Raw genomic sequence first — 13,198 nt, 5'->3', positions numbered from 1 at the left:
TAGGACATGTAGGTGATTTCCTGGCGGCTCGGAGAAAATCGCGGTGTCAGCACGAGGTCCTCGCCACGGGTCAAGTAACGCACATTTGCCCCATCCTGATCCATGATTGCCAATCGCTTGACCCGCTTGTCCTTGGGTCCGGTCTCGTCGACAAAAACGATACGTGTATCGAAATAGCCCTTTTCACCGGTCAGGCGCTCATAAATGGCATCCGCGATGATATGCGCCAGACGACGCCAGTTTTCCGGTGTGGTGTAGAATTGCTGACCCAGCATCTGCTCGGCGGCAAAGACATCCCAGAGCCGGAATTCCGCCCTCAGGCGCCCGTCGGGCTGCTTGATCACCGTGCCGGTCACCAGCGCCTGAGCACTGATCTGACGCCAGTCGCCAAAGCGCGGTGTCGAATTCACGCTCATGTTCTTCTGGATGAAACTTGCCGGATCAAGTGGATTGAACAGCCCCGACCGTTTCAGATCGGCCGCAATCACCGACGTCATGTCTGCGGCCAGTTTGCTGTCACCACCTTCCGCCGAGAAGGACGGCAGCGCGATCGGCAACGGTTCGATGTTGCCCTGGGTTATATCGATTTCAACGAGCGCGGATACTGGCGATGACACCGTAACCGCTGCGATGGTCATGACCACAGCAAGCCCCCAGGCTTTACCACCTGTAAGAACCGTGAGTGCTTTCAGTATTCCACGCATGAGCAAAATGCTCCCTCATCGACATTTTGTGTCCGGATCCGCCGGACTATCCCCCGAGCATCTCTCTCGGGTCGAAATTGATAATCACTTCCCGCCACGCATCATACTTGGCAACTGGCAAAGAATATGGCTGACAACGCATGACAGCCCGCACCGCACTGCTGGATGCAGCCCTGAATGCGGGATTTCCGTTTGAATTCAGGACTTCCGGGCTTCCCGACACCTGTCCGTTTTGCGCAAGATTGAAGCGAACCCGGACCTTGAGGTCTTCCGCACCGACGGCGCCGACCGGCGGGTTCCAGCACTGGGCAACCTGGCCACGCAGTGCATCAAGCTCCGATTGCGTCATCCGCACATTCTGGGCGCCCTGGTTGGATCCAAGCGCAGCCGGTTGCTCAGAAGCATTGCCGGTCTGCTTTGCCGGTTCAACCTTGTTCAGCAAGGCAGCGATCTGGTTGCTGTTGAAATCGTCCTGCGGCGGTTCGGGCGCACGGCGCGGCGGCGTCGGTTTGGTGCGCGGTGCGACGCTTGTCACGATCGGTTGCGGAGCTGCAGCGGCCTGTTGCTCTGGTTCCGGTGTCGGCTCCGGCTCGGGTTGCGGCTCAGGAGTTGGCTCCGGCTCGGGTGCCGGTTCTGGCTCAGGAGCAGGCGCTGGTTCCGGTTCCGCGACAGTCTCGGGTTCAGGCTCCGGCTCAGGTTCCGGCGTGGGAGCAGGCGTCGGTGAAGGCGTTGGCGGCGTCGGCTGCTGAACCTGGCTTTCACCCGGCTTGTCTGCTGGCTGCGGAGGTTCCTCGGTCGGCGTCTCCGCGGGCTGCACAGCGGCGACTTCCCTGACTTCGGCGGTTTTCTCGCCAAGTCGCAACTGGGTAAATTCTTCTACGGGCACGAGATCGACCGGCAGGGACTCCACCTGCGGCACGGAAAAGCTCTCCGCGTCCGGAAAGGCGATCAAGCCCCAGACCAGAATTGCCGTATGACCGGCCAAAGACGCGATGAGACCTGCGCGCATGACGCGTTACGAGTCCCGTTCTTCCAGAGTGACAAGGCCCAGGCGTTTAAACCCGGCTGCGTTAATCCGACCCATCAGCTTCATCATCGTGCCGTAGTCGGCGTCCTGATCACCGCGCACATAGATGCGTTCCTCATACCCGTTTGCTGCAATCGCCTCGAGTTTCGGAACAACTTCATCGATGGCGATCGGCGTTTCCTGAATGAAAATTTCGCCCGAAGAATTAACCGAGATCGTGATCGGTTCCGTATCCCCTTCCAGCGCCTTGGCGCGTGTTTCGGGGAGGTCAATCGGCACACCGACGGTCAGTAGCGGTGCGGCGACCATGAAAATGATCAACAGCACCAGCATAACGTCGACGAATGGCGTAACGTTGATTTCGCTCATCGGGGCGTGACGCCGCCTGCGCCGCCCGCGGCGTCCGCCTGCCTGACCGGAATCGACCTGCATGGCCATGTATCAGCCCCTTTCGTCGATCTGGCGTGACAGGATTGCCGAGAATTCGTCCGCAAAACCTTCCATGCGCGAAACCGCCTTGCCGACGTCGGAATTGAACTTGTTGTAGGCAATCACAGCGGGAATTGCGGCGAGAAGACCGAGCGCCGTTGCGAACAGGGCCTCGGCAATGCCGGGCGCGACAACAGCAAGGTTGGTGCTTTCCGAAGCTGCAATGGCCTGAAATGCGGTCATGATGCCCCACACGGTTCCAAAAAGACCGATAAACGGGGCCGACGAGCCGACAGTCGCCAGGATCAGCAACCTGCTTTCCAGTCGTTCCGCTTCCCGCTGAATGGTGACATCCATGACCCGGTCGATACGCTGTTGCAGACTGCCAATGGCGGGTTTGGAGCCTTCGTGACTGCGTTTCCATTCACGCATCGCCGCTACGAACAAAGCCGCCATGGAATGATTCACACGGTTGTGAAGCGTTCCATACAGCTCTTCCAGAGACTGTCCCGACCAGAACACGGTTTCAAACCGGCTCATTTGCCGCCTCGTGCGACCGATCAGCATGAACTTGTCAACAATGATCGCCCAGCACCATACCGATGCGCCGAGAAGACCAATCATCACGATCTTGACGACGATATGCGCCTGCCAGAACAGTGCGAAAAACGAGATGTCGCCTTCCGGCGCCGCCAATGTCGATTGGACTAGTGTTTCCATATATTCAATGACCCCTAGGCCGTCTGACGTTGTTAAGCACTTTAGGATCCGCCTGTCTCTAAAGAGAGCCGGAATCAATACGTCAGCCTCTATTAGCCAGCCGCCTCTCTGACGGTTGAATTTGTCAAAACTGGGACTTTGCCGAACAAAGCAAAACCCCCTCTAAAGGAATCAATTAAGGTTACTGCAAGCTTAACGCGGGATTTTGTTTTTCAGTATTTTGATGAGAACTTGCGGTCCGAAGGTCCGGACCGCACTCAACACCTTCACTCTTCACGCATTTCGCCCGGTGCATATCGCTCAAGTTTTTCCGCCAGAACCAACGGCAATCTGGTCGGTCGCCCTTCCGATGTGATTACGGCGACTGTAACCGCTGCCGACGCGAGCAGTTCCTCTCCCCGATAGATCAGTTGATCAAGCTTGATCCGGGCGCCTTTAAATTCCGAAAGGCTGGTATGAATTTCGAGAATGTCGTCAATCCGGGCAGGTTTTTGAAAGTCGAGGGTCATCCCTCGCACCGCAAATGCCAGAGAAGCGCCATGGACGCCTTCAGCCATATCCGTATGGTGAATTCCCATCAGCCGGAGAAAGTCGGAGCGTGCCCGTTCCAGAAAACGGACATGAGCCCCGTGAAAGACAACTCCGGTAAAATCCGTGTCTTCGTAATAGACCCTAACAGGGAGCACATGACCGCCCTCTTCGAGGCGGCCCGCCAAATCCGGCCAATCCGTCACCGCACTATCCTCTCGTGTGGAATTGCAAAAGGCCTCCCGGTCTTCTGACCGGAAGGCCTGAACGCTTAACTAGGTTCGCAATTAAGCCGCTGCAACCTCGGAAAGGAATTTCTCGACCGATGCCCGAAGATGTTCGGCCTGCTGCTTCATCTCGATTGTCGCGGTAAGCATATCGCCAACAGCCTCCGAATTTTCCGCAACGCCTTCATTTAGGGTCACGACGGTGGACGCCACACTGCGTGTTCCGTCGGCTGCTTCCGCCACGTTCCTGGATATTTCGCTGGTCGCGGAACCCTGCTGCTGAACAGCATCGGAAATGGTCATCGTATAGGAATTGACCTCTTCGACCGATTCCGACACCAGGGCGATTTCCTCAACCGCTTCGGTCGTGGACGCCTGGATGGCGGCAATCTGCGCCGAGATTTCCTCGGTCGCCTTGGCTGTCTGGCCCGCAAGAGATTTCACCTCGGAGGCAACAACCGCGAAGCCTTTGCCGGCATCGCCGGCACGGGCAGCCTCAATTGTTGCATTGAGCGCCAGAAGGTTGGTCTGTTCTGCAATTTCCGAAATCAACGAAACAACATCGCCAATCTTGTTGGCTGCTTCAGCAAGACCGGAAATCTTCGCGTTCGAGTTCTGTGCGGCGGCCGTGGTCTGCTCCACGATCGTGGCGGTTGTCTCGACCTGTCGCGAAATCTCCGAAATCGACGCGTTCAGCTCTTCGGTCGCGGACGCAACGGCCTGCACGTTGGAAGACGCGTTTTCAGACGTTGTCACTGCCGCTTGCCCATGTTCGGAGGCCGAAGCCGAACGCTCGTTCAGCGCTGAAGATACATCCTCCACCCGGGCAATATTGGTTTCGACCAGTTCCAGGACGGACTGGGACTCGGCCCGGAAATCGGCAATGAGCGAGTCGATCAGCTTCTCGCGCTTCTCACGCGCGATATGACCGACTTTGCGTTCTGACGCGAGCCTCTCACGCTCGATGGAATTGTCCTTGAACACTTCGATACAGCGGGCCATCCGGCCGATCTCATCACGGCGCTCGGTCGCCTCGACCGCCACTTCCAGATCACCATCTGCAATTTTGCGGGCAGCGACAGACAGACGTTCCATCGGCGAGAACATCCGCCGCGTAACCCACCAGATCAGACCGACAATCGGAACGAGGCACAAGAACCCGGAAATGATCGCGCCATAGGTGATGCGATCGGCGGCAGCGGACAATTCCGTCTGCTTCACCGCTTCGACCAGGCCATAAGGTGTGTTTTCAAAGGTATTGGTTGCCTCCGCAAAGCGGTAATCGGCATCGCCGAGCCGGATCAGACGATCCCCTGCAGCAATATCCGCGAGTGAATATACCGCAGTCGCGCCACCTTTGTCATTCAGATGAACAAGCTGACCGGCAGCATCGACCAGGAATATCTGCTCGCTGTCACCAAGGCCGCTTCGCTCGTTCACAAGTGCCGCCAACTGCTGCATGTTGGCCGAAAAGGCGACCGCACCGAAAAAGCGATCCAGATAGAAGACCGGGGCCGCCAGAACCAATGAAACTGTTCCATCCTCGCCGGCAACGAAGCCCGAGGAATAGATCTGGCCGGCAGCAAGTTTCTCGTCCTTTGCGGCTGCAAACAGGCTTCCCATCGCGATCTGCATGGGCTTGCCTTCAATTTCCGGGTCTTCCACGTGGAACGCGAATTCATCGCCCTTCTGATAGGTATATGTGATGAACCCGTCCGGGTTTGCCAGGGCCGCGTCGGAGAACAACCCCTGTTCGATCACATCCTTGTAAATCGGATGCACGACCTTGTGGTTGTTCACGTAATAATTGGTTTCTGCCGGTTCGGTCAGCAGATGACGTTCGTGTGGCGGATGCGGATTGTCGGTGACGAAAATCTTGCGAAGGGTTTCCTTCTGGCCTTCTTTCAGGTTTTTCCACCCGACAAGTGTCTTCATGAGACTGTCCTTGGCCTCTTCAAGAGAGACAAAGAACTTCGCACTGTAGGTCACCTGACCCAATGCCAATTCAAGCACTTTCTGCTTCGCCTTTGTCGCGCTGTTCAGGGCATTGTCAGCCTGACCATTCGCAACATCCCGAGAAAGCGTAGATGTAACTGTAACAATTGCCACGCACATGGTTAGTGCACCGGCTAAGAACATAAGAGCCAGTTTCGATGAAAGCCGCTTACGCATAGTGTCCCCCGCAAAGTTAAAGAGACAATACGAGCGAATTCGCCAATAAATGCTTAACTACAAATTGTGTGATGGGTATAAATATCAGGGTGAATAATAACTCTATTCTGCTTCACTGCTCGGGATCAACAAAAAGCCCCATCTGGGATGCGTCCAGCCGCGCCGGGGTTGCCAGTCCGAGATGCGAAAACGCCTGAGGTGTCAGGATCCGTCCACGCGGTGTGCGCTGCAGGAAGCCGTTCTGGATGAGATAGGGCTCGACTATTTCCTCGATTGCGTCCCGCGGCTCGGATAGTGCCGCCGCAATCGTCTCGATTCCCACCGGGCCTCCGCCGAAATTGACGGCAATCTGATTGAGGTATCGCCGGTCAAGGCTGTCGAGGCCCGCTCCGTCGACTTCAAGCTGAAGCAGGGCTTTGTCCGCAAGCCTCCGATCGACACGCTCAATACCTTCAAAGATAGCAAAGTCCCGCACTCTACGAAGCAGGCGACCGGCAATACGCGGCGTGCCGCGCGAGCGTTTGGCGATTTCATGCGCGCCGTCCTCGGCAATCCCGATACCCAGAATGGATGCTCCGCGTTTAACAATGTGCTCCAGTTCATCAACGGTGTAGAACTGCAGACGCACGGGAATGCCGAAACGATCCCGCAAGGGCGTCGTTAAAAGTCCAAGCCGGGTTGTGGCGGCAACCAGCGTGAATTTTGCCAGATCGATCTTCACCGACCGCGCCGCGGGGCCTTCACCGATAATCAGGTCTAGCTGGTAGTCTTCCATTGCCGGATAGAGGACCTCTTCCACCGCCGGATTGAGGCGGTGGATTTCGTCGATGAACAATACGTCCCGTTCTTCCAGGTTGGTGAGCAACGCCGCAAGATCTCCGGCCTTGGCGATCACAGGCCCCGATGTCGCCCGGAAGTTCACCCCCAGCTCGCGCGCCATGATCTGCGCAAGCGTGGTCTTGCCAAGTCCGGGAGGACCAACAAAGAGCACGTGATCCAGAGCCTCGCTTCGGGCTTTGGCAGCGCCGATGAAGACCTTCAGATTAGCGCGCGCCTGTGCCTGACCGACAAAATCGTCCAGCACCTGAGGACGCATGGTGCTGTCGATTTCATCGCCCCGGATCTCCGGCGTAACGATGCGTGTTTCATCCGACATGGCTAACGACCACAAACAAGAGCACGATGAGAAGCAGAGAGTAGGCTACCCTCAGCGCGTAGAACTTCCTGAACTGAGCACGCACAAATGGATCATCCGTGTCGATCCGGCGCCCCTTGATGGCAAACTGCCGGTCACCGACCGACTTGGAAAAAAGGTGGTCAAGATACATGATCCCGCCAATGCCGAGCACCACGAAAACAATCGCAATGACAGCGTATGTAAAGGCAATCATCCTGCCAGTTCCTTGAGACCCAGTCGGATCAGTTCTTCCGTCGACGCGTCCTCGCCAGCCGATTGCATCGCCTTTGCAACAGCCGCACTCGCCTGAGCCTGGGCATAGCCCAGATTTGTCAGCGCGGAAACGGCTTCGGCAACGGGCCGTGCTGCAACATTGTCGGCAACGTTCTGCGAAACGGATATGGTGGCCTGGTCGACACTCGCAAGGCCCGGTGCCTTGTCCTTCAGTTCAGACAGGATCCGTTCCGCCACGCGTTTTCCGACACCCGGTGCGCGGGATATCGTCGCCTTGTCCCCAAGTGCAATGGCGTTCGCCACTTCGCTTGCCTTCAAGATGCCAAGGATCCCAAGAGCGACCTTGGCACCGACCCCCTGCACCGTCATCAGTATCCGGAACCATTCCCGTTCCGCCTCATGACCAAATCCATAAAGACGGATCATATCCTCTCGAACAATAGTCTCGATGAAGAGAATGGCAGCTTCACCAGCCCTCGGCAGGCTCTGCAAGATACGCGAAGGGCAGTAAACCTGATAGCCGACACCGTGTACATCCAGGATCAGGTGATCCTCGCCATAACTGTCGACAGTACCTTTGAGTTTCCCGATCATACTGCCCCCACTGCCGCCAGCCGCGCCGCGGTGCTTGCCCGATGCTGTGCATGGCAGATTGCAATCGCCAGAGCGTCGGCCGCGTCATCCGAGTTGAACGTCGCACGCGGCATCAACACCTTCACCATAGCCCGGATCTGTTCCTTTTCCGCATGTCCTGTTCCGACTACTGTCTTCTTCACCAGGTTCGGCGCATATTCTGCCACCGGCAAACCGGCAAGCGACGGCACAAGCAGCGCGATCCCCCGGGCCTGCCCCAGTTTCAAGGTCGCGCCCGCGTCCTTGTTGACAAAGGTGTGCTCGACCGCCGCCTCGGCCGGATCGTGCCGGCGCACAACGTCGTGCAGGCCGTCATGCAATTGCACCAGCCGTTCTGCAAGGCTCTTTTTGTTGTCAGAGGTAACCGTGCCGGACGCGATGAAAGACAGCCGGTTTCCGGCCGCTTCAATCATGCCCCAGCCGGTGCGCCGCAGCCCCGGGTCGATACCCAGCAATCGAATCGCATGTGTCATGGAACAAATCGGTAACAAAACTTCCCCGTTGACGCCAGCCAAAGCGCAGCATACCAACGCAAAGCCTGTCCAAAACTCGTCTTTGGCATTTCTGCCGAACACCTTCGCCGCTACCTTGGCCATGTATTGGCATCAAGCTCACCAGCCTTCTCATTCGCGCGGAAGGCACTTAACATTTCGGCGGTCACTCAATCGCGAGTTCGCATGTTCGAGATTTTCAGCTTTTTTTCGCTAAGTCTGCTTCTGTTTCTGGCAACAGTGCTTTTCATCGCAGGCTGCGTCCGCGGGTTTTCCGGTTTCGGCGCTGGAATGATCTTCATGCCGGTCGCAGCCAGCGTCCTTCTCCCGGCAACGGCTGCGGCAACTTTCCTCTTCATTGACGGGATCGTGGCCTTGCCCCTGGTTGTTCGCGCCGTTAGGCGGTGTGACTGGTCAACGGTACTACCTGCAGCCGCCGGCGCCGTAATCGTCGTTCACCTCGGTGCCTGGCTGCTGGCCAACTCGGATGTACTGCTCCTGCGCTGGATCATCTTCGCCATTGTGACAGGTTTGCTTGTTTTGCTCGTTTCGGGCTGGCGCTATCAGAAACAGCCCACCACGGCGGTGTCCTTCGGAGTTGGCAGCGTCTCCGGTTTTCTCGGCGGCATATCCCAGGTTTCCGCGCCTCCAGTGGCCGCATTCTGGCTTTCCAGCGCAAACGAACCTGCCATCGTCCGTGCAAATCTGATCGTCTTTTTCGCTTTGGCCAGCATTGGCACTTTCGTCGCCTATACTCTGAACGGATTTTTCACACCGGAAGTCTTCCACCTCCTGATCATGGCAGTCCCGGTCTATGGAATCGCTATCTTCGTCGGCTCAAGGGTATTCAAGCAGGCCGACCCGGCTCTTTATCGGAAAATCGCCTATATCCTGATTGCACTTGCGGCGCTTACCAGCATGCCGGCGCTCGACCCGGTCTTCCGTTAGAACCGGTTAGGATGTCACCTTTTGCTGCCACTTGGCACATTTTTCAGCCATCAGACGCTCGAGTTCCGTCTGAAACTCCGCCTTGCTGGAGGAGGCATGCGCCAGAATACTAAGGGCGACAATGGCCGCATCCGCCGCTTCTTCACGCACATCGGCAAGCGTGTGGTTTTTGTATTCGCTTCCCGGTGCCTTGGTTGCGGACAAAACGGCCTGCGCCAGCTCGCCGGCTTCCTCCGACAATTTGAGCGCTCGTTCCTGCAGGGTTTTCGGATCAGCCTGCGTCAGTTCGAAAATGCCAAACATGGAAAATCCTCCAACAAAAAACCCCGGCAGAGCCGGGGCTTCGATCTCAGGTATTGAAACCGGTCAGGAAGCTAGTGCCGCCATGGTCTCTTCATCGACATCGAAATTCGAATAGACGTTCTGGACGTCATCGTCGTCTTCCAGCATATCGATGAGTTTCATAAGTGTCTGAGCCTTGTCGGCATCAACCGGTGTCAGATTCTGCGGCTTCCAGATGATCTTGGTCGAGTCTGCTTCGCCAAGTGCGTCTTCCAGCGCCTTTGCAACGTCGTTCAGATCTTCAAAGGCCGCGTAAATCGTGTGACCGCTTTCGTCGGACTGAACATCCTCTGCGCCGGCTTCAATTGCCGCTTCAAGAACGGCTTCAGCTTCGCCGGCTTCCGGCTTGTAGATAATCTCGCCAACGCGGTCGAACATGAAGGAAACGGAACCGGTTTCGCCGAGCGATCCACCGCACTTGGTAAAGTAGGACCGAATGTTGGAAGCAGAACGATTGCGGTTGTCGGTCAGCGCCTCGACAACGACGGCAACACCTGCCGGGCCATAGCCCTCGTAGCGGATCTCTTCGTAATTGTCGCTGTCGCCGGTCTGGGACTTGTTGATCGCACGCTGGATGTTGTCCTTCGGCATGGATTGCGCTTTTGCGTTCTGGACGGCCAGGCGCAGTCGCGGGTTCGAATCCGGATCCGGATCGCCCATCTTGGCGGCAACAGTGATTTCCTTGGACAGCTTGGAGAACATCTTTGACCGGACTGCGTCCTGGCGCCCCTTGCGGTGCATGATGTTCTTGAATTTTGAATGGCCTGCCATGGCTCTTCTCGGTTCTCTGCGGATGATCTTGATGAAAAACTGCGCCGCTTATAGGCAAGTTGTCGCGGAAAATCCAGCTTGTCGAATTTCCCGTCCCCGACACCCGTCTCAGGAAGACCAAAACGGCGGCAGCACCGGCTCGAGACGGCCACCGACGCGCAGCGGAGCAATCCGTTCAGCCAGGCCTGTCCGGTCATCGGTCTCGATGGCGACGCCGCAAACGGTCGCGACACCCGTTGCAGGGGTGAACCTCGATCCGGGAATTTTCCGCTGGAACCGGTTGACCGGCTCTTCCTTGTCCATTCCCAACACGCTGTCATAAGCCCCGCACATACCGGCATCGGACATGAAGGCCGTTCCGTGTTCCAGGATCTGGTGATCTGCCGTCGGCACATGGGTATGCGTGCCGACAACCAGGCTGACCCGGCCGTCGAGGAAATGGCCCATGGCCTGTTTCTCACTGGTGGCTTCGGCATGCATATCGACAATAATCGCGTCAGCTACCTGCCCAAGGGGACAATCGTTGATCACCTTGTCAATCACTGCAAACGGATCGTCCAGCGCATCCATGAAAACCCGGCCCATGACATTGACGACCATGACCTGTGCGCCATTTCGCGCCGTAAAAAGGTGAGCTCCGCGGCCTGGAGTTCCCGCTGGATAATTCACCGGTCTTAGCAACCGGTCCTGACGTTCGATATAGACAAGCGTATCGCGCTGGTCCCACACATGATTGCCAGTGGTGACGACATCTGCACCGGCATCCAGCACATCCTGGAGGATAGCCTCGGTAATGCCGAAACCGGACGCTGCATTTTCACCGTTTACGATTACAAAATCGAGCTGATTGTCTTCGACCAGTCCCGGCAGTTGTTCAATCGCCGCTGCCCGGCCGACGCGGCCGACCAGATCCCCCAGAAACAAAATACGCATAAGTCCTCGCTAGGCATTCCTGCAGCTAACGTACCCCCGCGCACGTGTCAGCCGAAAGCCCGGTATCCAACTTCGGTTAAAATCCCATTCAGAGGTTTGTCATGCGCTTCCACGGGCACTCGGTCAACCTCCTGAACGGAGAAAGCCACACCGATGCACAAAACTGGCGCCTCCATCTCGAATGCGGCGATCGCAGTATCATAATGGCCTTTGCCGTATCCGAGCCGATTGCCGTCCCTGTCGAACCCGGACAAAGGCATCAACATGACATCCGGCCGCAGAACTTCTGCTGAAGCGGCAGGTTCCATTGTTCCAAAGCCGGCCGGAACCAGTTCTGCCCCGCGTTCAAGTTTTCTGAACTGGAGATGCGGCTCTGCAATTGCGGGCAGGCACAGCGGGTGCCCTTTCTGACGCAATTTGTCCATAAGGGGCCGCAGATCGATCTCATCCCGGATCGGCCAGAAACCGGACACGATCGCGCCATCCGGAATTGGCAAGGTATCGACATGATCCACAAGCGAAAGGCTCTTTTCGATCCGTTCGATCTCGCTCATGGCCGATCTCCGGACAAGTGCCTGCTTGCGGACAGCGTCTTTTTTCTGGGTAGGGGAGGAACAAACAGTCATGGGTCTCTGCAACACTCTTCCTTAGCCTGACCAACCGCAGGTGGTCATGCCACTCAGTATTCTGACCGACAAGACAAGAATGGTCTGTGCAGCCGTCCGACCGTTGGAAGTGCGATCCCGGGAAACCTACAAAGTAGGTGGGCGCCGTATGCAACGGACCACGGCCCAGCGCAGGGACAGCTCCCAAGGGAATGCGTAAGGCCCCGGGGATAATGTTCCTGACGTGTCGGGCAGCTGCGAGTACCGCATATAGACCCGCATCCGCGCAATTACCAGAGCGTCATAAAATTCATCACAAACGAAATTTTTGAAATGCGCCGGAACGTATCGACACAAATCAGCTGGGTTCGGACGAACGAAGGCTCTTGGTCAGCCCGTCAGCGAGACTTTCGATTCGTGCAGCCGCGGTGTGAACCGCTCTGGAAAGTTCTTCCTCGTTCTGGCTCATGTCGTCCAAAGCCGCGACCTGCTGCTGCCTGGCATCTGCCAGTTCCTGTTCAAGCCCGGTTATTTTGCGTTCAAGCTCGGACAATTGATCGGTCGCCATGATCCCGGCCATGACGGTCAGTCTTTGATCGCCGATTTCGCCAAAGGCGCCTCGAAGTTCCGTAATCCAGCCGTCGAACCGTTCGGCAAGCCCCATCAGGCGATCTTCCTCGCCGTCATCACAGGCCATGCGGAAGGACTTGCCGTTTATGGTGACCGTTATCTGCGCCATTGTCTCTTAGCCTCCGTGCGCATCCAATACGCTGCGAATTGTTTCCATCGCTGTGACCAGACGACGGGAAACATCCTTGTTGGCTTCTTCAAGCCGCGACGCACGTGCTTTGCTTTCATCCAGCGAGGCTGCGAGCAGCGACCGGTCTTCACCGAGTCTTTGTAAATCGTCCTGTAGAGAATTGAGGGATCTGTCGGCATCCATGCGACGCTGCACTGCGGTTTCCAGATTTCCAACTGCCGCTTCAAGGCGCTTCACCGCGTCGGCGAGGCTAGTCTTTTCCATGCAGTCGATATCCGCCATTAAATACTTGGTCCCAATAGTTTGCGGCGTCCGCCCGTCATTCCCCAACGTCATACTGGAGATTTGGCGATTTCGCCATTGCGCATGCTGAAAAAACAAATTGCATGCAGTTTTGCACTCAAACGCGTGATTTACGGCGAAAAAGCAAATCTTTTTATGGTTACGAGCTTAGGCGCCGCATCTTAACTCAGTCAATGCCACCATTGGCAGAATCC

General features: G+C 56.8%; 16 protein-coding genes, 1 other RNA gene and 1 pseudogene. 1 reads left to right on the top strand and 17 read right to left on the bottom strand.

Translation table 11 applies throughout. From position 1 onward, the window contains the following. From tolB to ruvC, 10 genes and pseudogenes are all read right to left on the bottom strand, one after another. A pseudogene (gene tolB / locus K5905_RS13195) lies at positions 1-638 on the bottom strand (Tol-Pal system protein TolB); the annotation flags it as partial. A gap of 112 nt (positions 639-750) precedes the next feature. Further along, on the bottom strand, positions 751-1,713 hold the full coding sequence (locus K5905_RS13190) for a cell envelope biogenesis protein TolA (protein WP_297584548.1): 963 nt from the start codon (positions 1,711-1,713) through the stop codon (positions 751-753). Positions 1,714-1,719: 6 nt separating this feature from the next. Next, entirely contained in the window at positions 1,720-2,169 is a 450-nt protein-coding gene (gene tolR, locus K5905_RS13185; RefSeq protein WP_297584546.1) for a protein TolR, read from the bottom strand. 3 nt (positions 2,170-2,172) lie between these two features. Beyond that, positions 2,173-2,880, bottom strand: a complete 708-nt coding sequence (gene tolQ / locus K5905_RS13180; protein WP_297584544.1) for a protein TolQ — start codon at positions 2,878-2,880, stop codon at positions 2,173-2,175. Between the two features lie 266 nt (positions 2,881-3,146). Next, positions 3,147-3,614: a YbgC/FadM family acyl-CoA thioesterase gene (locus tag K5905_RS13175; protein WP_297584543.1), complete on the bottom strand. Its 468-nt coding sequence runs from the start codon at positions 3,612-3,614 to the stop codon at positions 3,147-3,149. Positions 3,615-3,695: 81 nt separating this feature from the next. Further along, on the bottom strand, positions 3,696-5,807 hold the full coding sequence (locus K5905_RS13170; protein WP_297584541.1) for a methyl-accepting chemotaxis protein: 2,112 nt from the start codon (positions 5,805-5,807) through the stop codon (positions 3,696-3,698). 112 nt (positions 5,808-5,919) lie between these two features. Beyond that, positions 5,920-6,963, bottom strand: a complete 1,044-nt coding sequence (gene ruvB / locus K5905_RS13165; protein ID WP_297584540.1) for a Holliday junction branch migration DNA helicase RuvB — start codon at positions 6,961-6,963, stop codon at positions 5,920-5,922. After that, positions 6,953-7,198, bottom strand: a complete 246-nt coding sequence (locus K5905_RS13160) for an endonuclease (protein ID WP_297584537.1) — start codon at positions 7,196-7,198, stop codon at positions 6,953-6,955. Before K5905_RS13160 ends, ruvB begins: the two co-directional genes overlap by 11 nt. After that, positions 7,195-7,812 carry a Holliday junction branch migration protein RuvA gene (gene ruvA, locus K5905_RS13155; protein WP_297584536.1) on the bottom strand — a complete coding sequence of 206 codons (618 nt, stop codon included), beginning with the start codon at positions 7,810-7,812 and terminating at the stop codon, positions 7,195-7,197. Before ruvA ends, K5905_RS13160 begins: the two co-directional genes overlap by 4 nt. Then, entirely contained in the window at positions 7,809-8,324 is a 516-nt protein-coding gene (gene ruvC, locus K5905_RS13150) for a crossover junction endodeoxyribonuclease RuvC (RefSeq protein ID WP_297584535.1), read from the bottom strand. The genes ruvA and ruvC overlap by 4 nt, the downstream gene beginning before the upstream one ends. A gap of 204 nt (positions 8,325-8,528) precedes the next feature. On the opposite strand from ruvC, the gene K5905_RS13145 reads away from it, so the two are divergent. Beyond that, positions 8,529-9,290 (top strand): sulfite exporter TauE/SafE family protein, encoded by a 762-nt coding sequence (locus K5905_RS13145; RefSeq protein WP_297584534.1) that lies wholly within the window; start codon positions 8,529-8,531, stop codon positions 9,288-9,290. 6 nt (positions 9,291-9,296) lie between these two features. Here the strand turns inward: K5905_RS13145 and K5905_RS13140 are convergent, their stop codons facing one another. The 7 genes from K5905_RS13140 to K5905_RS13110 form a co-directional block, all read right to left on the bottom strand. Continuing rightward, on the bottom strand, positions 9,297-9,593 hold the full coding sequence (locus K5905_RS13140) for a MazG-like family protein (RefSeq protein WP_297584532.1): 297 nt from the start codon (positions 9,591-9,593) through the stop codon (positions 9,297-9,299). A 63-nt stretch (positions 9,594-9,656) separates the two neighbouring features. After that, positions 9,657-10,403, bottom strand: coding sequence for a YebC/PmpR family DNA-binding transcriptional regulator (locus K5905_RS13135; RefSeq protein WP_297584531.1), 747 nt, complete (start codon positions 10,401-10,403; stop codon positions 9,657-9,659). A gap of 108 nt (positions 10,404-10,511) precedes the next feature. After that, the gene (locus tag K5905_RS13130) at positions 10,512-11,336 is read right to left on the bottom strand and encodes a TIGR00282 family metallophosphoesterase (RefSeq protein WP_297584529.1); all 825 of its coding nucleotides are present in this window, start codon (positions 11,334-11,336) and stop codon (positions 10,512-10,514) included. Between the two features lie 47 nt (positions 11,337-11,383). After that, complete coding sequence (locus tag K5905_RS13125; RefSeq protein ID WP_297584527.1) at positions 11,384-11,962, bottom strand: 5-formyltetrahydrofolate cyclo-ligase; 579 nt, start codon at positions 11,960-11,962, stop codon at positions 11,384-11,386. 85 nt (positions 11,963-12,047) lie between these two features. After that, a non-coding RNA gene (ssrS, locus tag K5905_RS13120) (6S RNA) lies at positions 12,048-12,202 on the bottom strand. Between the two features lie 97 nt (positions 12,203-12,299). Beyond that, positions 12,300-12,680 carry a cell division protein ZapA gene (locus K5905_RS13115; RefSeq protein WP_297584526.1) on the bottom strand — a complete coding sequence of 127 codons (381 nt, stop codon included), beginning with the start codon at positions 12,678-12,680 and terminating at the stop codon, positions 12,300-12,302. Positions 12,681-12,686: 6 nt separating this feature from the next. Next, on the bottom strand, positions 12,687-12,965 hold the full coding sequence (locus K5905_RS13110; protein ID WP_297584525.1) for a DUF4164 domain-containing protein: 279 nt from the start codon (positions 12,963-12,965) through the stop codon (positions 12,687-12,689). Positions 12,966-13,198: the final 233 nt, after the last annotated feature.

Origin of the sequence: Roseibium sp. (genome assembly GCF_025698965.1) — a bacterium.
Lineage (GTDB): Bacteria > Pseudomonadota > Alphaproteobacteria > Rhizobiales > Stappiaceae > Roseibium.
Note: the sequence above shows the minus strand (reverse complement) of the source record. Positions and strands in the feature narration are given on the sequence as shown.